The organism is Pleomorphovibrio marinus (assembly GCF_003347495.1).
In the GTDB taxonomy this organism is placed as follows: domain Bacteria; phylum Bacteroidota; class Bacteroidia; order Cytophagales; family Cyclobacteriaceae; genus Pleomorphovibrio; species Pleomorphovibrio marinus.
The window spans coordinates 226,290-245,781 of sequence record NZ_QCXY01000010.1 but is presented as its reverse complement, the minus strand read 5'-3'; the positions used below and the strand labels follow the sequence as shown (position 1 = coordinate 245,781).

The 19,492-nt window shown below is 40.4% G+C and carries 15 protein-coding genes and 1 pseudogene; 13 read left to right on the top strand and 3 right to left on the bottom strand.

What is annotated here, in order from left to right; translation table 11 throughout:
• Nucleotides 1-10: 10 nt before the first annotated feature.
• From DB520_RS21335 to DB520_RS21275, 13 genes are all read left to right on the top strand, one after another.
• Nucleotides 11-1,459, top strand: coding sequence for a c-type cytochrome domain-containing protein (locus DB520_RS21335; RefSeq protein WP_114751799.1), 1,449 nt, complete (start codon nt 11-13; stop codon nt 1,457-1,459).
• 87 nt (nt 1,460-1,546) lie between these two features.
• Complete coding sequence (locus tag DB520_RS21330; RefSeq protein ID WP_114751798.1) at nt 1,547-2,890, top strand: metal-dependent hydrolase family protein; 1,344 nt, start codon at nt 1,547-1,549, stop codon at nt 2,888-2,890.
• Nucleotides 2,891-3,023: 133 nt separating this feature from the next.
• Entirely contained in the window at nt 3,024-3,227 is a 204-nt protein-coding gene (locus DB520_RS21325; protein WP_114751797.1) for a hypothetical protein, read from the top strand.
• An 828-nt stretch (nt 3,228-4,055) separates the two neighbouring features.
• Entirely contained in the window at nt 4,056-6,632 is a 2,577-nt protein-coding gene (locus DB520_RS21320; RefSeq protein ID WP_114751796.1) for a glycosyltransferase, read from the top strand.
• Nucleotides 6,622-8,418 (top strand): ABC transporter ATP-binding protein, encoded by a 1,797-nt coding sequence (locus DB520_RS21315; RefSeq protein WP_114751795.1) that lies wholly within the window; start codon nt 6,622-6,624, stop codon nt 8,416-8,418. Before DB520_RS21320 ends, DB520_RS21315 begins: the two co-directional genes overlap by 11 nt.
• Nucleotides 8,411-9,634, top strand: coding sequence for a glycosyltransferase (locus DB520_RS21310; RefSeq protein ID WP_114751794.1), 1,224 nt, complete (start codon nt 8,411-8,413; stop codon nt 9,632-9,634). Before DB520_RS21315 ends, DB520_RS21310 begins: the two co-directional genes overlap by 8 nt.
• A 2-nt stretch (nt 9,635-9,636) precedes the next feature.
• Complete coding sequence (locus tag DB520_RS21305) at nt 9,637-10,527, top strand: polysaccharide pyruvyl transferase family protein (RefSeq protein WP_114751793.1); 891 nt, start codon at nt 9,637-9,639, stop codon at nt 10,525-10,527.
• The gene (locus DB520_RS21300) at nt 10,520-11,671 is read left to right on the top strand and encodes a hypothetical protein (protein ID WP_157972186.1); all 1,152 of its coding nucleotides are present in this window, start codon (nt 10,520-10,522) and stop codon (nt 11,669-11,671) included. The genes DB520_RS21305 and DB520_RS21300 overlap by 8 nt, the downstream gene beginning before the upstream one ends.
• Before the next feature lie 235 nt (nt 11,672-11,906).
• Complete coding sequence (locus DB520_RS21295) at nt 11,907-12,833, top strand: hypothetical protein (protein ID WP_232835088.1); 927 nt, start codon at nt 11,907-11,909, stop codon at nt 12,831-12,833.
• A gap of 139 nt (nt 12,834-12,972) precedes the next feature.
• Complete coding sequence (locus tag DB520_RS21290) at nt 12,973-14,268, top strand: glycosyltransferase family 4 protein (protein WP_114751790.1); 1,296 nt, start codon at nt 12,973-12,975, stop codon at nt 14,266-14,268.
• Nucleotides 14,269-14,631: 363 nt separating this feature from the next.
• Nucleotides 14,632-15,630, top strand: a complete 999-nt coding sequence (locus tag DB520_RS21285) for a hypothetical protein (protein ID WP_157972184.1) — start codon at nt 14,632-14,634, stop codon at nt 15,628-15,630.
• A gap of 9 nt (nt 15,631-15,639) precedes the next feature.
• A complete protein-coding gene (locus DB520_RS21280) occupies nt 15,640-16,779 on the top strand; it encodes a glycosyltransferase (RefSeq protein ID WP_114751788.1) in 1,140 nt (379 codons plus the stop codon).
• 202 nt (nt 16,780-16,981) lie between these two features.
• Entirely contained in the window at nt 16,982-17,452 is a 471-nt protein-coding gene (locus DB520_RS21275; protein ID WP_114751787.1) for a hypothetical protein, read from the top strand.
• Between the two features lie 182 nt (nt 17,453-17,634).
• Here DB520_RS21275 and tnpA read toward each other — a convergent pair.
• From tnpA to DB520_RS26805, 3 genes and pseudogenes are all read right to left on the bottom strand, one after another.
• Nucleotides 17,635-18,091: pseudogene (gene tnpA / locus DB520_RS27755) on the bottom strand (IS200/IS605 family transposase).
• Nucleotides 18,092-18,216: 125 nt separating this feature from the next.
• On the bottom strand, nt 18,217-18,531 hold the full coding sequence (locus DB520_RS21265) for a hypothetical protein (protein WP_114751786.1): 315 nt from the start codon (nt 18,529-18,531) through the stop codon (nt 18,217-18,219).
• A gap of 745 nt (nt 18,532-19,276) precedes the next feature.
• Nucleotides 19,277-19,432 carry a hypothetical protein gene (locus DB520_RS26805; RefSeq protein ID WP_157972183.1) on the bottom strand — a complete coding sequence of 52 codons (156 nt, stop codon included), beginning with the start codon at nt 19,430-19,432 and terminating at the stop codon, nt 19,277-19,279.
• Between the last annotated feature and the right edge of the window lie 60 nt (nt 19,433-19,492).

Genomic DNA, 19,492 nt, shown 5'->3' with positions numbered 1-19,492 from the left:
GTAAAGAGGTATGGATCAATCAGCGGATTTCATTATTTTCTTGGGGAGGTTTCACCCTCTGTTCCTGCATTTACCCATAGGGTTTTTGGTTCTGGGCTTCATTTTGGAATTTGTTTCCAGAAAGGAAAAATACCGGTCCTTAAGACCAGCGGTAGGATTTACCCTTTTTTTGGGAGCCGTTTCCGCATTGATTACGGCCATTTTGGGGTTGATGTTGGCTACAGATGGTGGCTATAGTGAAGATCTTCTGGCCATTCACCAATGGTTGGGAATTGGTCTGGTGGTTTTTGCATTTGGAGCCTGGTTTATCTACACCCGAAAGGAAAAGAAGCAAGATCCGAAATTGGAGAAGGCCTATGTGGGCCTACTTTCACTGATGATGGTATTTCTGGGGGGAGCCGGCCACTATGGGGGTTCCCTTACCCATGGTACTACCTACCTGACCCAATACATGCCTGATGGAATGAGGGCTTTGGCCGGATTGCCACAGCAGCAAAGGGGTTTTAAGCCCATAGAAAATATAGAAGAGGCAGTGGTATTTGAGGATATCGTACATCCTATTTTGGAGATGCGCTGCAATTCATGCCACAACGCAAGCAAGAAGAAAGGGGAACTTCAAATGCACACCGTGGATTACCTCAAAAAAGGAGGAGAGAGTGGCCCCGTATTCGTGGCAGGTCAACCCTTGGATAGTGAAATGATCAAACGCATACACCTGCCCGAAAGCGATGATGACCATATGCCCCCCAAAGGAAAGACACAACTTACCCCTGGACAGGTGGCACTATTGGAGTGGTGGATTGCTGAGGGTGCCCCATTTGACAAAAAGGTAGCTGAATTAAAAACCAACAGCGAAATAGATGATATCCTATTGACCCTCGCAGACCCTGATGCAAACAAAACCGAGGTAGAATTGTTACTTGCGGAAGGGGTGGAAGAAGCGGATCCAGAAAAAGTAAAAGAAATAAAATCTAAGGGGGTAATGATCAAACCCCTCTCCAACAATGAAAACTGGTTACAAGTTACACTCAACAAAAGCTTACCTGTGGATGAATTGTTGGCTGAAATAGCGGAGGCTTTTCCAAATCAGGTGACCTGGCTGGATATAAAGGACTCTCCTGTGACGGATGAGGGTTTTGCTTCCGTGGCGAAAATGACCAACCTCACTCGATTAAGGGCAGAGAAAACCTCCATTACTGACAAGGCGATGGGCCATATCAAGGAGTTGCCCTATTTGGAGTTTTTAAATATCTATGGCACTAAGGTGGGGGATGAAGGTGTCCTGGCGTTGGGGGATTTGGGAAACCTGAGAAGCCTTTATGTATGGGACAGTAGGGTCACCAAGCAAGGTGCCAAGCAGTTGGAGGAGAAACTCAACAAGTTGGAGGTAAACCTTGGTTTTGAGGTGACAGTGGTGGATTCCCTTACCGTTCAGGTAGTACCGGTGAAAGGGGAATAATTAGTGACCCAGTAGGATAGAGGCGAACAAAGGAATTACCTGGAAACTGGCTCAGAAAGAAGTTTTTATGAATTTTATTCCTTTTGTATGTTGAAAATTTTAGCCAGACCTATTCTTCTTGCCTTGGCCTTTATTATCCTACAATTTCCTGTACTATTTGCCCAAGAAACCCCTTCCTCTGTTTTGATAGAAAATGTCCGGATTTTTAATGGGGCATCTAGCTCTTTGACGGAACCTTTGAATGTCTGGATTAGTGGAAGCCAAATCCAAACTATTGGCCCTGGCTCCCTATCGGTACCGGAAGGCACCGTTGTAATCCCCGGAAATGGGGGAACCCTTATGCCAGGGCTGATAGACGTACATGTGCACCTTGTTTTTGGGTCGCTGACTATGAAGGAGATGATGAGCCCCTTGTTTTCCCAAAGGATAGTAATGGAAAAAGCACCTCTAGAGACCGAGAAGATGCTGATGAGGGGCTTTACCTCCGTAAGGGACGTGGGAGGCCCCATTTTCCCATTAAAACAAGCCATAGACAACGGAGAGGCAATAGGCCCAAGAGTATGGCCATCCGGTGCCACCATCAGCCAAACCAGTGGACATGGTGACTTCAGAACCCCTGATGAAAGGTCCAGGAAGTTCTTTGGGGAGGCATCCAGGGCAGAAAAGCTGGGAGCCACTTTTATTGCGGATGGACAGGGAGAAGTGCTTACCGCGGTCAGGGAAAACCTAAGGTTCGGGGCAAGTCAAATCAAGCTGATGGCGGGTGGAGGAACTTCTTCTGCGTATGACCCCGTGGATGTGACGCAATATACCTTGGACGAAATGAAGGCTGCCGTGGAGGCTGCTGAGGATTGGGGAACCTATGTGACCGTACATGCTTACACGGACAGGGCCATCCGTAAGGCCGTGGAGGCGGGAGTCAGGTGCATTGAACATGGTCAGCTGATGGACGAAAAGACCATGAAATTGCTAGCTAGGAAAAAGGTATGGTTGAGTCTTCAGAACCTTATTGAGGATAGCCCTGACATGGATCCCCTACGTAGGGAAAAGCGCAAGCCGGTCATTGAAGGGCAAGCCAAGGTTTGGCCTCTGGCCAAGAAGCATAAGGTGAAATTGGCCTGGGGCACTGATTTTCTGTTTGAGCCAGAATTAAACAAGCTCCAAAATGAGTATATCTTACGACTACAGTCCTGGTTTACCAATGCAGAAATTCTTAAAATGGTCACATATGACAATGCAGAATTGCTGCAAATGTCCGGGCTGAGAAGCCCTTATCCCGGCAAATTGGGAGTAGTGGAGGAGGGTGCATTAGCCGATTTGATCCTGGTGGATGGAGATCCTCTGGAAGACCTTTCCCTGATCGCCCAGCCGGAGGAGAAGTTTTTGGTCATTATGAAGGATGGGAGGGTGTATAAGAATATAGTGGAGTGAGTAGTTTCCTCCTTTCATCAAGGCTCTGAACATTTCCGTTTTCAAATTTTGACAATCGCCGGAATTTGCGTTCAGGGGAGTTCAACCCCTTCCCGGGGTTGCCGGTTGCCTATATTGTTACCTTACCCCGGGTTTGTCACGCGGGGCTAGTGGGGTTGAAACCCTTTCGGGTTTCTTTGTGCTTCCCAAAAATTTCGGGGTATTGAAGGATGAAAATCTCCTAGCTGAGCTTCCGATTTGGGCACCCGAAATCATCCAGGAAGACGGACTGTGGTTTATAAGTGATCTTGGAGATTTCCAAGGAGTGATGTTGGCCAAATTAAAATGGGAAGAGTAACAGTTGAATAGTATTATGGCTCCCGTTCTATTCCCGCAACTATGATTTTCTTCTTACCCACGTTTCTTCCTAAGTCCTTTTGATCCTATTCCTGTCCCATCAATATATTCGTCTATTTCAACCTACCCCACCATGAGGAAGATATGGCTGTTCCATCGCCTTTTGCTTGAAAAACCAGCGGATCTTTTGCCTTAACTCAAGCTTACGGCTCAATTCTCACCTACTTATTCCCTTCTTGTTGTTGGAAACAAAATAGACGATATAGAATGCCTTGAGAAATGAAGTTTTGCAGTGGTGGTGAAAGAGCGTACCCACTGCTGCTGACTTAAGTTCTCCGCATTTATTTCACTGTCTGTCAAACTCGTTGATTTCATTATAAAATTTGGTGTATCCGCGCTACTTTCATATGTAATCGTCTTTCAACTTAATATCCGCCAACCACTAATATCTCCCCCGGTCGTCGAGAACCTTCTTTTGAAATTTAAATAGGGAGAGACTCTTGTACCTTTTATTTCCATGAAATATGCCATTAATGGAAATACCTCTATATTTTACCTATTAGAAAAATTCTTCATTAATAAATGAGGAATAAAGCAATTATCATTAAATCAAAATACATTTTTTATTCTTTGAAAAACCTTTTTTTTTATATTTAATTTCCCTTGCATATTTATTAATTACTTGAGATATTTGAGAAAGGAAGATATTATTTGGATTTGGGTAAAAAAGATTCATAAAAAGAATCTAAAAGGCCATTTCTATATAATTTAAATTTTTTCATGTTTAATTAACATTTACCCAATAAAAAAAGCTCCAACCTTTGAGACCATGGATAAATTCAAGACCGAAGAAAAACTACCATTAATTACAAAAAACAGCTATCCTCATCAACAGATAGCTATTGATCATAACCAAAGAAAATCAACTACTATTTCAAATTTAAAACCTAGGGTCGCGGGTAAATTTATCTTCATAGGAGAGGAGAAATTTTATATCAAGGGGGTATCATATGGAGCTTTTAGGCCGGATGAGATTGGTAATGAGTACCAAGATAAGAAAAGGATAGAGAAGGATTTTAAACAAATGTGTCAGAATGGAATAAATACGGTAAGAATCCCTCATACAAGCCCCCCCCGTCATCTCCTTGACATAGCTGCAAAACATGGACTAAAAGTGATGATTGGCCTTTCTGCCGAACAATATGTAGGCTACCTTATTGATACAGATAAAAAGATTGACCTGTTTTCTATAATTCGAGAAAAATTAGAAGCCTGTAAAAACCATTCAGCCTTACTGTGTATCTCCATTGGGAATGAAATTCCAGCCAGTATGGTACGGTGGATTGGTAAAAGAAAAGTTGAGAAATACCTAAAATCAATCTATAATTTTGTCAAGCGTGAAATTCCTGAATCTATTGTTACCTATGTCAATTATCCTACCACAGAATACCTGGATTTATCCTTTTTGGACATTCTAAGTTTTAATGTTTACCTTGAGTCTAAAGATAAACTTGAGCCTTACCTGTATCGACTTCAAAACCTTGCTGGAAACCGTCCTCTGCTCATGGGTGAGATCGGGTTGGACAGTATGAGAAATGGGCTTTACAACCAAGCAGAATCGCTCAATTGGCAAATAGACACAGTATTCGATTCAGGGTGTTTAGGTTTGATAATTTTTTCATGGACTGATGAATGGTACAGGGGAGAAGAGGAGGTTTCAGATTGGGCATTTGGATTAACAACTAGGGAAAGGGAGCCGAAACCCTCATTAATTGCGGTTAAGGATGCTTTTGAAAGGAATCCCTTTCAAAAAACATCAAATTGGCCTTTGGTATCCGTAATCGTATGTGTTTATAATGGTTATTCCACGATAAGGGAATGTTTGATGGGAATTGAAAAATTAAATTACCCTTCCTATGAGGTGATTGTGGTGGACGATGGCTCTACAGACAATACCCATGAATTAGTTTCTGCTTTCGATGTTCGGCTTATACGAACCTCAAATAATGGCTTAAGTCATGCAAGAAACCTGGGGTTAAGATCTTCAAAGGGGGAAATTATCGCATACATAGACTCAGATGCTTATCCTGACCAGGATTGGTTAAGCTACCTGGTCCAGGAATTTAAAAACTCGGATTTCGCAGCTATTGGAGGACCAAATGTATCCCCTGGAAATCTGGGATTTAAGGCCTCTTGTGTAAATTATGGCCCTGGATCTCCTACGCACGTACTCTATGATGACAGGACTGCTGAACATATACCAGGGTGCAACATGGCCTTTAAAAAGAGTTCCCTAGAAAAAATTGGTGGGTTTGATCCTTTGTTTCGAATAGCAGGGGATGATGTTGATATTTGCTGGCGATTTCAGGAAATAGGTGAAAAAATTGGCTTTTCACCCTCTGCACTAGTTTGGCATCATAGAAGAAAAACAATATCTAGTTATTGGAAACAACAGTATTTTTATGGAAAAGCTGAGGCCTTTTTGGAAAAAAAGTGGCCAAAAAAGTATAACGAATTCGGTCACAGAACCTGGCAGGGTAAAATATATGGGGACGGGATGGCCTTTTTCGATTCCCTGAGTCATAAAAGGATATATGGTGGAATCTGGGGAACAGCTCCTTTTCAATCAGTTTATGAGATTGCTCAAAACCACATGTTTTCTTTTTGTCTGATGCCCGAGTGGTACTTGCTGATCGCTTTTTGTTTCACCCTTTCTCTTTTTGGGTTTATTTGGCCATCATTGTTTCTTTTTGCTATTGTTGGATTGATCCTCTGCGCCATACCCATGACAGTTATCATTCCTCCTATCCTAAAGATTAATACAACCCCTCATGATATTGGGAATAGAATAAAAAAGTTTGCCTTCCATAGTACAGTCTTATTTCTTTTCACCATCCAACCCCTAGCAAGACTATTGGGAAGAATTAGTAGTGACCTTACTCCGTGGAGGAGATATGGGGCCACCTATTTTTCGCAGGGGTTAAACAGAAAATTCTCGGTTTGGACGGAATCTTGGTTATCCCCAGAAGTTAGGTTAGAGGCGTTGGAAAAAGATTTAGAAGAAATCAACCCATCTATAATGAGGGGTGGGGATTTTGATAGGTGGGATATTGGTGTAAAAGGAGGTGCATTTGGGGGGATAAAATTACTAATGGCATCAGAAGATCATCCTAAAGGGAACCAGTATTTGAGATATAGGCTTACTCCATATGTGTCGAAATTTTCAATATATTCTTTGGCTGTGGCATTTTCCCTTGTAGTTTTTTCTTCCTTGGATGGGGGATTAAGCGCAGCTATACTTTTTTTATCGCTTTTGTTAATTTTGGTTGGTAGAATATATTGGGATATCTGCACAGCTTCAGGATGCTGCGCTGCGGCCATTAAAAAACAGAAACATGCCAAATAAACATGATACTTCCGTATGGTATGTGTTTTCTAAAGTAACCCCTTACGCCAAACCTTACTTCCCCTTGATAGTGGTTACCTTGCTCCTCAACCTGCTATCCACCCCTTTAATTCTATTGAATCCTCTACCCTTAAAGATTGTAATAGACTCTGCATTTGGCGATGAACCGTTGCCGGGTTTTATTCATAACCTTTTTCCGGCAACTCAGGGTTATGGATTCAATCAAATTTTAATATTGGCAGCAGGGATGATAATAGGAATCAGCCTTTTAAAAAGTTTGCAAGGGTTATTCCTTTGGGTTTTACAATCATACGTGGGGGAAAAAATTGTGTTAGCTTTTCGAAACGCTTTATTTGGCCGAATTCAAAGGTTGTCCATGGTCTACCATGACAGCGTCGGGGTATCAGATTCAGTTTACCGTATTCAATATGATGCTGCTGCTATCCGCGACTTGGTGTTGAATGCACTATCACCCTTACTAACTGCTTTGTTTACTATTTCTGGCATGATTTACATCATGATTACCATCCATTGGAAATTAGCCTTTATTGCATTATCAATAATACCGTTGTTGTCATTTTTCACCAAATACTCCAGTGAAAAGTTAAAGGAGAATTGGTCTTGGGTAAAGGCTTCTGAGAGCGCTGCCATGGCAGTTGTCCATGAGTCCCTTTCATCACTCAGGGTGGTTAAATCTTTTGTAATGGAAAATCACGAGCAAAAGCGGTTTTACAAAACATCTCAAGTTGCCCTCAAAGGCCAGTTAAAGGTCGCTTTAATAGGCGGACTTTTTGATCTCATGGTTAGCCTTTTGATTGCTGCTGGAACAGCTTTATTTCTCTATACTGCTGCAGTTTTTGTTCAGGATGGAACAATTACCGTTGGTGAATTAGTGTTAATTATGGCGTATTTAGGTCAACTATTCGGCCCTTTGACCTCCATCAGTAAACAGGTTAATTATTTACAATCCTCTTTTGCTAGTCTTGAACGAGTAGTAGGCCTCTTGGACGAAGAACAGGATGTAAAGGAAAATCCGAACGCTATTACAATAGAAAGATCACTGGGATCGGTGGAGTTTGAGAATGTAGGATTTCATTATAAAAAAGATCAGCCTGTATTAAAACAAATCAGTTTTAAGGTGAAACCAGGACAAAAGGTTGGGATAATTGGTACAACTGGTTCTGGAAAATCTACCGTTCTGAGTTTACTTTCTAGGTTATATGACCCTACTTCCGGCGAGATTCGTTTAGATGGTAAGAATATAAAGTCATATAAGATATCTGATTACCGAAATCAGTTTGGTATTGTCCTTCAGGAACCCGTATTGTTTTCAACCAGCATTTACGAAAACATTTCTTATGGAAAAAGTGGGGCAACTAGGGAAGAAATCACTCAAGCTTCCGAGGCAGCAAACGCACATAGCTTCATCACTGAGTTACCTAACGGTTATGAAACAACGGTAGGTGAAAGAGGAATGCAACTTTCTGGTGGGGAAAGGCAGAGGATTTCAATTGCAAGAGCATTCTTAAAGGATGCTCCTATTCTTATTCTCGATGAACCTACGAGTGCAGTGGATATAAACACTGAAGCCTTAATTATGGAATCAATGGAAAAACTCATGATCGGAAGGACAAGTTTTCTAGTAACCCATAGGCTAGACACTATTAAAGAATGCGATGTAATTATCCAAATGGAAAAAGGGGAAATTAAAGAAATCATCGAAAATCTAAATAGTGTAGGTATCGAAAAGAAAATCAAGGCACTAAAGCAGTCTTACCATGGATGAGAGATTAAGGATTATCGTGACAGGACTAATAGGCCAACACTGGACATTGGGTGGGGTCACCTGGGACTACCTACAATATGTGGTAGGATTGTGTAAACTTGGACATGAAGTTTATTATTTTGAGGATTCGGGTGAATGGCCCTATAATTCAGGAGGTGGGGAATCTGGTAATGATTGGGTTGCTGAATCCTGCGAGTCAAATGTTTCCCATATAAAATCAGTTTTAAATAAATACAATTTGGGAGATAATTGGGCATACAAATTTCCCTTAAAGCAGCAGTGGTTTGGGCTCTCTTCTCAAAAAAGAAAGGAAATAATAAAAACTGCAGACCTACTGTTAAACATTAGCGGGACGTTAGAGCACCCAGAACACTATAAAGCTGCCAGCAAAATGGTATATATCGACAGCGATCCGGGATTTACCCAAATTAATTTAAGGAAAGCTGAGTTTTTTCAGCGGGTTAATCTTCATGATCTGCAATTTAGTTTTGGTGAGCTTTTGCATGACAGAAAAGATGTGGGGGGGTTTTTTTGGCACCCCACAAGGAGCCCGATTGTATTGTCGGAATGGGATAATGAAACCGCAGGTAATCATAAATTTACTACCATAATGAACTGGACAAGTTATGAACCCTTAATTCATAATGGAGTTGTTTACGGGCAAAAAGATACGGAATTCATAAAGTTCATTAAACTTCCCAAATTGTATCAGCAAAGTACCTTTAAAATTGCCCTTTCTGAATTGGTTCATGATGATTGGAACAGCAACATACTCAACACGGAATATGGCCAATTGACAAGAACACCCAAGAAATTAATGGAAAAATATGGTTGGGAGGTAATTGATGCCAATAGTGTTTGCTCCGGGCCAGAAGCCTACAGAAACTTCATAACAAACTCTTTTGGCGAGTGGAGCATTGCCAAAGGTGGCTATGTTGTCGATCAAAATGGGTGGTTTAGTTGTAGGTCGGCTTGTTACTTGGCAGCCTCACGTCCGGTAGTCGTTCAAAACACCGGATTTGACCAGTTGATACCAACAGGTGCGGGATTGTTTGCTTTTGTCACAATCGAAGAAGCCATTGATGCCATAAATCAGGTTAATGCTTATCCTGAATTTCACCGCCGAAAAGCCAGGGAAATAGCCCATGAGTATTTTGACTCAAGTAAGATACTTAATGGAATTATCGAAATCGCATCAACTACTAAAACTAGATAAGTATGAGGGTTTTATTAGCTGGTTGGTTCAGTTTTGAGAATATGGGTACTACAGCGGGAGATGTACTTGCATGTAACATAGTCAGCAACTGGTTAACGGAGCTGAAAATTCCATTTCATATAGCTAGCAATCAGGATGAGCTTCCGGGACTCGAATGGCAAAAGGTTTCTGAAAACAATTATACCCATTTAATCTTTATTTGTGGTCCTTTTGGCAATGGCTGGCCAGTGAATACGATGTTGGAAAAATTTAAAAACGCACATTTATTGGGGATCAATTTAAGTTTATTACAATCCCTTAAGGATTGGAACCCCTTTGATTTTCTGCTTGAAAGAGATAGTGATAGAAGGAACCTGCCTGATATTACGTTTGGTTCGGAATCGATTTCGGCACCTTTGGTTGGTCTTATCAAAGCACATAAACAAAAGGAATATGGTGCCAAGGCCATGCATGAGCTTGTCCATGAGCAAATAGATTTATTCATTTCCCGGGAGAAATTAGCAGTGGTCAACATAGATACCTCTTTGGAAAACAATGCATTTGGACTCAATTCCTCTTTGGCTGTAGAAAGCCTTATATCCAAAATGGATATTATTATTACCACAAGGCTTCACGGAATGGTTTTGGGATTAAAAAATGAGGTGCCCGTTATTGCGATTGACCCTATTGATGGTGGGGCCAAAATTTCCAGTCAAGCTAAAGCAATCGGTTGGCCTTATATTTTGTCAGTTACTGATACCAACCAAAAATCCCTATCGCTCGCTTTTGATAATTGCACACAGCAATCCATACGAAGCACCATAAAACGCTCAAAGGAGATGGCGAAAAAAGGTGTTAATGAAATGAAAGATGAACTAGAAAAATACTTCTTAAACTCCAAAAATAATGGGTAAAGTCAGCATAGTTCTTGGTTCGTATATGTTTAGATATCCCTTGGGGGGAATGCTGTCTTGGGTTCTACAATATTTAACCGGTTTGAAATCGCTCGGATATGATGTTTACTTTATGGAGAAATCCGGTTATGAGAATGCCTGCTACGATCCAAGTGTCGAAGCCATGAGTAATGATTGTTCTTATGGACTAAGGGTGGTAGGTGACCTCTTAAACAAATATGGTTTCGCAGGGAAGTGGTGTTTCGTGGATTATAACGGGGAATATAACGGTCTTTCCAAATTACATGTTAAAGAAGTTTTCAAAAATGCGGCGATCTTTATTGATATGGGAACCCACGGAACCTGGCTGGAAGAAGCTAGCCAAAGCTGTAAAACCTTGTTTTTAGATGGAGAGCCTGGATTTACCCAGATAAAAATGGAGAATAAAATCGAAAATGGTGAGCCGCTAGATAAATATGATTTTTACTATACGGTGGGTTGCAATATTGGTAAGGAGTTCAATCCAACTCCAACTTTGGGTTTAAATTGGAGACACGTTTTTCATCCCGTTGATTTAAATATTTTCCATAAAACCCCTTATGTCCAAAAAATAAGGTTTACAACTGTCATGAATTGGAAATCCCATAAACCAATCCATTATAAAGGTGAAATATTTGGGCAAAAAGATCAGGAATTTCAAAAAATCATTCGTCTGCCTACCCTATCCAAAGTAGAATTTGAGTTGGCCTTATCAGGGAAAAATATCCCTAGAAAATCATTGGAGGAAAATGGTTGGAAAATTAGTTCTGGAAAAAATATCACTTTGAACGTAAATACCTTCATGGATTTCATCGCTTCATCATCCGGCGAGTTCAGCGTATGCAAAGAAGTGTTTGTAAAAAACAAAACAGGTTGGTTTAGCGATAAAAGTGCCGCTTACCTTGCAATGGGAAAACCTGTAATCCTTCAAGATACGGGTTTTAGTGAGTCCTTGCCAGTGGGAGAGGGATTATTTAAGTTTACCGACCTCGAAGGTGCAAAAGATTCAGTCGAAGCAGTCAGTCTAGGGTATACAAAGCATTCGGACGCGGCTTATGAGATTGCAAGGGAATATTTGGCTACTGACAAAGTGTTACACAAAATGATGTCGGAAATTGGATTATAGCTGCTCTTCATATCGTTTGAACATACTGGTTTTAGGGTACATTGTAAGAGGACCTTTTGCCGGGATGACCTGGCACCACCTCCAATATGTGAAAGGGCTAGATTCATTGAATCATAAGGTTTTTTATATGGAAGATAGTGGGGAAAGCGAATATTGTTGTTATCATCCCGATCGTGGAATAACTGATTCGGATCCTACCTATGGGTTAAAATATCTAAAACGATCACTGGAATATTTGAAAATAGAAATTCCTTGGGCCTACTATAATCAACATAAACAGGAGTGGTATACCAACGATGGGGAAAAACCCTTTATTGACACAAAAAAATTTGATCTCCTGATCAACCTTTCCTGTTCCAATATGTTGCGGGAATGGCATTTATCCATTCCCATCAGGGTACTTATTGACACAGACCCGTTATTTACCCAAGTTAGGAACCTACAATCCAAGGAAAGACTTAGTTTGAGCCAATTACATAACCGTTGGTTTACTTTTGGGGAAAATATCCCAACCGGAGAATCCAAGGTTCCCAAAGATGGGTTTACTTGGAGAGCGACTAGACAACCAATTGTTATGGATGATTGGAATAGTCCATTCCAGGAAGTAAGGAAAAAGTTCACAAGCATTATTCAGTGGGAAAGCTATCCAAGCATGACATTTAATGGCCTTTCTTATGGGATGAAATCTGCTTCTTTTCTTCCATTTTTTGATTTTCCATCAAAAACCCAAACCAGAATAGAACTGGCATTAGGTAGTCCAAGTGCGCCAAGAAAAGAATTAAGAAAAGCAGGCTGGGAAATTATCAATCCACTTTCTATTTCGAAAAGCCTTCGGCTTTATAAAGAATACATACAACAGTCTTATGGTGAGTTTTGTATTTGTAAAGAGGGGTATGTAATCAGTCATACGGGCTGGTTTAGTGAAAGAAGTGCAGCCTATTTGGCGAGCGGAAGGCCTGTCGTGGCTCAGGATACTGGTTTTACTAAGCATTTAGCATCTGGAGTGGGGCTATTGCACTTTCATGATACCGAAACGGCAATCGAGGCTTTAAATGACGTAATGGGAAATTACTCCATACATTGCAAAAAAGCACGGGAATTGGCTGGTTCTTATTTTGATTCCAGGATGGTACTAGAACAACTAATCTGTTCAAGCATTTAAAACTCAACAAATTCAATGAAAAACTGAAAAATATCCTAGAGAATTAGACCTTTGAAAATACCCCTCTAAAAACTGATCGAAACAAATTTATTGAAAACTAAGTGGCATAAAAGCATCTTTTAATTCAAAATTTGAGCCCATGGAACGCTTACCTTTATTGTCATCCAATTCCACTAATAGAATCAAGATAGCTTTTTTCGACTACCCTGATGTTTTTGAAGACTTCTATACCCATTATAGTATAAGCCAAACAACGTTTGCTGACTGGGACAACACGGCAAACCATGCATGGTTAACGATCATTCAAGAAAAAATAGGTGATGTCACTTGGTATATGAATGTAATCAAGCCAGAGACATCTGAGATAGTTCATACCAAGGTCGGTTGTAAAATCCGATTTATTAAAAGCTCTCTCTTGCATAGAATGCTCTGGAGGTTATTTTATCTTCCTTCGTTTGCTTGGCGATGGCAAAGGTTCTATCGTTTTTATGCTACCATTGCCTCTTATTTATCACCCTTTTCATACCAGCTATCAAGAAGACTTTTTCTTGAAAAACCAGATGTTATTTTTGTGCAAGACTATTGCAGTGGGAGGTATGATGTATTACTCTTTTATGCTTACCTATTAAATATCCCATTAATTACGTTTCATTCTGGAAGCGTATCTTATAGATATTTAGGTAAAAGAATTAAAAAATATTCCATTTCAAAAGCAGATTATATTTTTTCATCTGGAACACAAGAAACCGGTAATCTTATCAACAATTATAAAGTTCCCCCGGAAAATACGGCGGTTATCCGCCCTCCCATTAACATGAATGTTTACCAAATTATGGAAAAAAACCTAGCCTGCAAAAAGCTGGGGATAGACCCTACTAGAAGGTACCTTTTGTTTGTAGGAAGGTTTGAGGATGGAGTGAAAAGGATAACCCACATGATCCATGTTTTTCAGAAAGTGTCTGAAAAGTTTCAAGATGTAGATTTTATTTTGATAGGAAGTGGCTTGGATGAGCATTTAATAAAAAGCAGAGCAAACAGCTTGATCCCCGGTAGAGTATTTTTTACAGGTTGGTTAAAAGAGGATTCTCAAAAAGCACTTTATTACAACGTTGCTGAATGCCTTTGGCTAGCTTCTTGGCGGGAAGCAGCACCAGCGGTAATTGGAGAGTCATTTGCTTGTGGGACACCTGTTCTATCCTCAAGAGTTGGCGGTATACCTGATTTAGTGATTCCCAATAAAACAGGTTGGTTATTCGAACCCGGTGATGACATTGAAATGCTGGAGACTTTGTGCACCATGCTAGAAATCTGCCCGCGAAATGCTGAATTTCGTGAAAATATAAGGAACTATGCCGAAAATCTGGTCTCTTTCAGGGCGATAGGAGAGGTTCTGAAAAGTGGCTTTCTGTCTGTCTTTGACCCAAAAACAAATTGAATGATGGCAGATTTTTGTATATCGGTTCTCAATTTAAAATGTCAATTTCAAAATTAAATAATGAAACTAAGTTGACATATAGCAACCCCTACCTTAAGCATGAACACAAAGGCTTTCGTGTAATCATTAAAAATGTAAATTTACTACTGACCAAAACTGAAATTCCAAAGTAGTCACAAAGAAATCTTTACACCACCTAAACTTAGAATTGACATGGCGAGAATAATATTAAATGGTTCCATCGCAAAGTATCCGGTAGCAGGATTAGTACAGTTTATTTTGGCTTGGATTCTTGGACTAAAACGCTTGGGGCATCACGTCTATTTTATTGAAAAATGCGAATGGGAAAATGCCTGTTATGACATGGAAAAAAAAGAAATGACTAATGATGCCAGTTTTGGGGTGGGTTACCTAAAGAAACTCTTTAAAAACTATGATATGAACCATAGTTGGTGTTTCAAGGATATTAAAGGAAATTACTTTGGAATGTCTAAGAATTCACTTAAAAGGATATTTGAAAACGCTGATCTATATTTAGATCTCGAATGGGCTTGCTGGGAAGAAGGATCAGAAAAAGTACCTGTAAAGGCTTTTTTTGATGGGGAACCTGGGTGGTTCCAAATAAAACTTCATAACATGCTGGAAAAAGGCAATTTACTTTTAGCCTATGACTATTATTTTACCGATGGTTTAAATATTGGAAAGCCTGAAAATATAATTCCAACCGCGGGTATAGATTGGCAAAAAACCCTTGCACCTGTTCTGCTAATGAATGATAACTCGACTCAAATTCCCCCCACAAAGGACGCTCCCTTTACCACAGTTATGAGTTGGCAGGCACACAAAGAAGTTTCCTATTTAAACCAGGTTTATGGTCAAAAAGATAAAGAATTTGAAAAGTTTATGGAATTACCTTCCATAACCAATCAGTCTCTTGAGATAGCCGTTCGAGGAACAAAAACCCCCGTTAAACTGCTTAATTCCAATGGTTGGAAAATCAAGAAAGCCAGCGAGATTTCTTTCACCCTCAAAGGTTACCACGATTATTTGGCCGCTTCTAAAGGTGAATTATGCATCGCCAAAAATGTTTTTGTAGCTACCAAATCAGGTTGGTTTGGTGAACGGGCAGGGTACTACATGCAGAAGGGTCGACCCGTCATTAGCCAGGAAACGGGTTTTTCGCAACATATCCCCTGTGGAGAGGGGCTTCTTGCCTTTGAAAATATTGATCAGGCAGTTAATTCAATCGAATCTGTAGTTTCTAACTATGAACACCATTCCAAAAAAGCAAAGGAAATTGTTGGGGATTATTTCGATGCCGAAAAAGTTTTAAATAAAATGTTAAATGTTATTGGAATTTAATAGAAAAACATGGGAAGAGTAATAATAACCGGAGCAATGATTAAATATCCATGGGGTGGTTTAATCCAGTTTTTTTTAGCGTGGATTATAGGGATAAAAAAAGCAGGGTATGATGTATATTATGTAGAACAGGTGGAATGGGAGTATGCATGTTACAATGTACTAAAAAAAGAAATGACCAGTAACCCCACCTACGGAATTGGAATTATTAACAATGAACTCAAAAAATATGGACTAGAGAATAAATGGGGCTTTGTCGATGACAAAGGAGATCATTATGGAATGAAAAGGAAAGATTTTATTGGCCTTTTTGAAAAGGAAAGTGTATTTATTGACCTTCAGTATGATTCCTTTCCGCAATGGTCGTACAATGTTGGAAAAAGGGTCTATGTGGATGGGGAGCCTGGGTGGAATCAATTGGGAATAGAAAAGGCGATAAGGAATGGAGAAAATGTACCTTCGTATGATGTATACGTCTCAATGGGCTTAAACGTAGGAACCCACAAATTTAAAGCACCTAATTTAAACAAAAAATGGATGCATACCTTTTGTCCGGTACTTACAGAAGTGGTAAAACCAAGTAAACCAAAAAACGATGCCCCATTTACAACAGTAATGAATTGGAAGGCTAATCCTGAGGTCAATTATAATGGTAAAATCTATGGTATGAAGGATCTGGAGTTCAAAAAGTTCATGGACCTTCCCTTATTGGTTGATACAAATTTTGAAATTGCAGTTTCTAGTGGAGCTCCAAAAGAACTATTAAGGCAAAAAGGCTGGAAAGTTATAAGTGCCGATAGTATTTCAGGGAATGTTGACCAATATCACCAGTATATTTCACAGTCTAAAGCTGAATTTTCAGTAGCAAAAAATGCCCATGTAGAAACCTGGGGAGGAATGTTTTTGGAACGGTCCGGGTATTATATGGCCAGTGGCCGGGCAGTTGTACTACAAGATACAGGATGGTCAGCATTCTTACCAACAAGCAAAGGGTTATTTGCCTTTAATAACATTGAGGAAGCTAAAAATGCAATAGAAGAAATTAATAAGGATTTCGTCAGGCATGGGGAATGGGCAAAAGATATTGTACATGAATTCCTTGATGCACCAAAAGTATTGAAAAAATTATTACAAGCCATTTTAACCTAATTGAATTCTTGGGTCTCCTATGAGGCCATTTCGGGTTTTTAAGTTAATCTATAATGCCGTTCACTTACTAGATACTTTGGGTTTAATTCAAAACGCAGGAACAAAAGTAGAATAAATGAGACCTTATTCTTAAATAATAGCATTAAAGTGTGCAACTTGCTGATATAGGGATGTTCGCTCCCGAAAATCGGGACAGGCTCTGATGTTCCTCAAATCCTATTTTGACCTCAGCGACGAAAAACTGGATGAGCGTTTCAATACCGACTGGGGCATACAGCTTTTCTGCGACAAGCTCCTGAAGGAAAACCAGCTAATAAGGGATTCGGGCATCGTCGGCAGGGTACGGGCATACGTGGCTGAACATGCCGACTGGCAGAGGGTGCAGGAAGTACTCCTGGATTCCCGGAAGGGGGAAATTGACAATATCCACGTGCTTTTCATGCCTGCTTGGAGCAGCAGTGACCCCTCCTGTTATGAAAGCTATAGTTTCCCCACGGATGTGAAACTGCTTTGGGAATGCTGCCAGTGGGTTTTCGAGAAGCAACTTTTCAAGTTCTGCTGGAAGACCGGGATCAAAAGGCCGCGTCCTAACTACCACCAACAGCAACCGGAGATACTGAACGGAGAGGAAAATATTCACCTGCTTCCCCAAAAAAGCCACTCCAAAAACTAAAAAGCTTGACGAATTGTACTTTTTCCATGTCAAATGGACTTGACATGACGCAATAAAACCTGAAAAAAAAAGTAAAAGGGCCAAAATAATCCCTTAAATATTTAGGTAGAGCAATTTTCAAGGAAACCCTACGGTATGGCTTCATTTTCAAATTTTCGTAAAAAGCAATATTATCCGAATGGTCAATCGTACCATTCAAATAGATATTCATTCTTAAAATCAATTTCGAATTTTCTCAATAGTTCAAGATACTCCACCCGGAAGGATTTTTTTCTGTGGTGTTTTTCTTGGTTTAAAATATAATTGTATATCCTTTCGACCTGGGAATGGGAATAGGAAAATGCACCATATCCTTCTTGCCATTGAAATTTACCTTTCACCCATCGCTTTTCATTGACAAAATTCGAAGAATTGTTCTTTATATCACGAACCAGATCAGGCCATAGAAGGTTTTAACCCTATAAAAGCATGGATGTGATCTGGCATTCCATTAACAATTATCGATTTTTGATCTTTCCCATTAATGATTCCGGCAATATATTTATTTAGTTCTTCCTTCCAGGAACTGAAAATTAGATTTTGTCTTCCCTTTACTGCAAAGACAACTTGGATGTAAATCTGTGAAAATGCATCTGCCATAGCTTTATATTATTTATTAGGAATAATTGAATCTCTTAAAATTTCATAGACAAATTGAAGTAGTCTATTGATCAATTAAAATTAAGGAATCTTGGAAAATAACCTTAAAAAAAATCAGTAATATACTAAACCACATTGCTGCCAGGGTCGCGTATTATTATTAGAAGAACCTTTCCCCGTATTGGAATCCACTTTTCCACCACCATGCCATTGACCCACATTCTTTTATTCGATGGGCGTTTATGCAAATGGCACCACCTTTTCGGCATGATCATGTCACCCCTCCGGGGTTTATCCCTTTGCAAACGAAGACCAACCCCAGCCGGGGTGACATTATTTTTGCCGCTATGGAAATCGCCACCGGCATCCCCGTCCCCACCGCCTGGCCAATAATCCACTCCTTTTATATTGGAACCTTTCTTTCCCCGAAACAAATTCATTTCCGTTTTCAAATTTTGACATTCGCCGGAATTTGCGTTCAGGGGAGTTCAACCCCTGCCGGGGTTGCCGGTTGCCTATTGCGTGACTGTTTCTATAATCCTGTCACCCCTCTGGGGTTGGTTTACCATTGGTAAATTGTGCACGGCCTACCTTCATGGTTGTAAATCCGGGTAATCCCCTGGGCCTGTGCTCGAGTCAATGCATCTGTGCTTGAGACGGACATCCAACAGCACCTTTGATTCCCTATCCCATGCGAACAATCTTACTGCAACCCTCCAAGGCCAAAATCGGCAACCAACCCCGGCAGGGGTGGCATTAATACAGAACTAAACCACATTACAGCCAGGGACGCATAATAATAGAACAACCCCTTTCCATATTGGAATCCACTTTTCCACCACCATGCCATTGACCCAAATTCTTTTATTCGATGGGCGTTAATGCAAATGGCACCACCTTTCCGGCATAATAATGTCACCCCTCCGGGGTTTCCCCCTTTTCACTGACTGTTTCTATAATCCTGTCACCCCTCTGTGGTTGGTTTACCATTGGTAAATTGTGCACGGCCTACCTTCATGGTTGTAAATCCGGGTAATCCCCTGGGTCTGCGCTCGATTCAATGTGTCGGCTCTTGGCACGTACATCCATCAGCACCTATGATACCCTATCCCATGCGAACAATCTTACTACAACTCCTCCAAGCAAGCCCAAAATCGGCAACCAACCCCGGCAGGGGTGGCATTATTATAGAAATCCATGAAACAGAAACAAGACCAACCCCAGGGGGGTGACATTATTTTTGCCGCTATGGAAATCGCCACCGGCATCCCCGTCCCCACCGCCTGGCCAATAATCCACTCCTTTTATATTGGAACCTTTCTTTCCCCGAAACAAATTCATCTCCGTTTTCAAATTTTGACATTCGCCGGAATTTGCGTTCAGGGGAGTTCAACCCCTGCC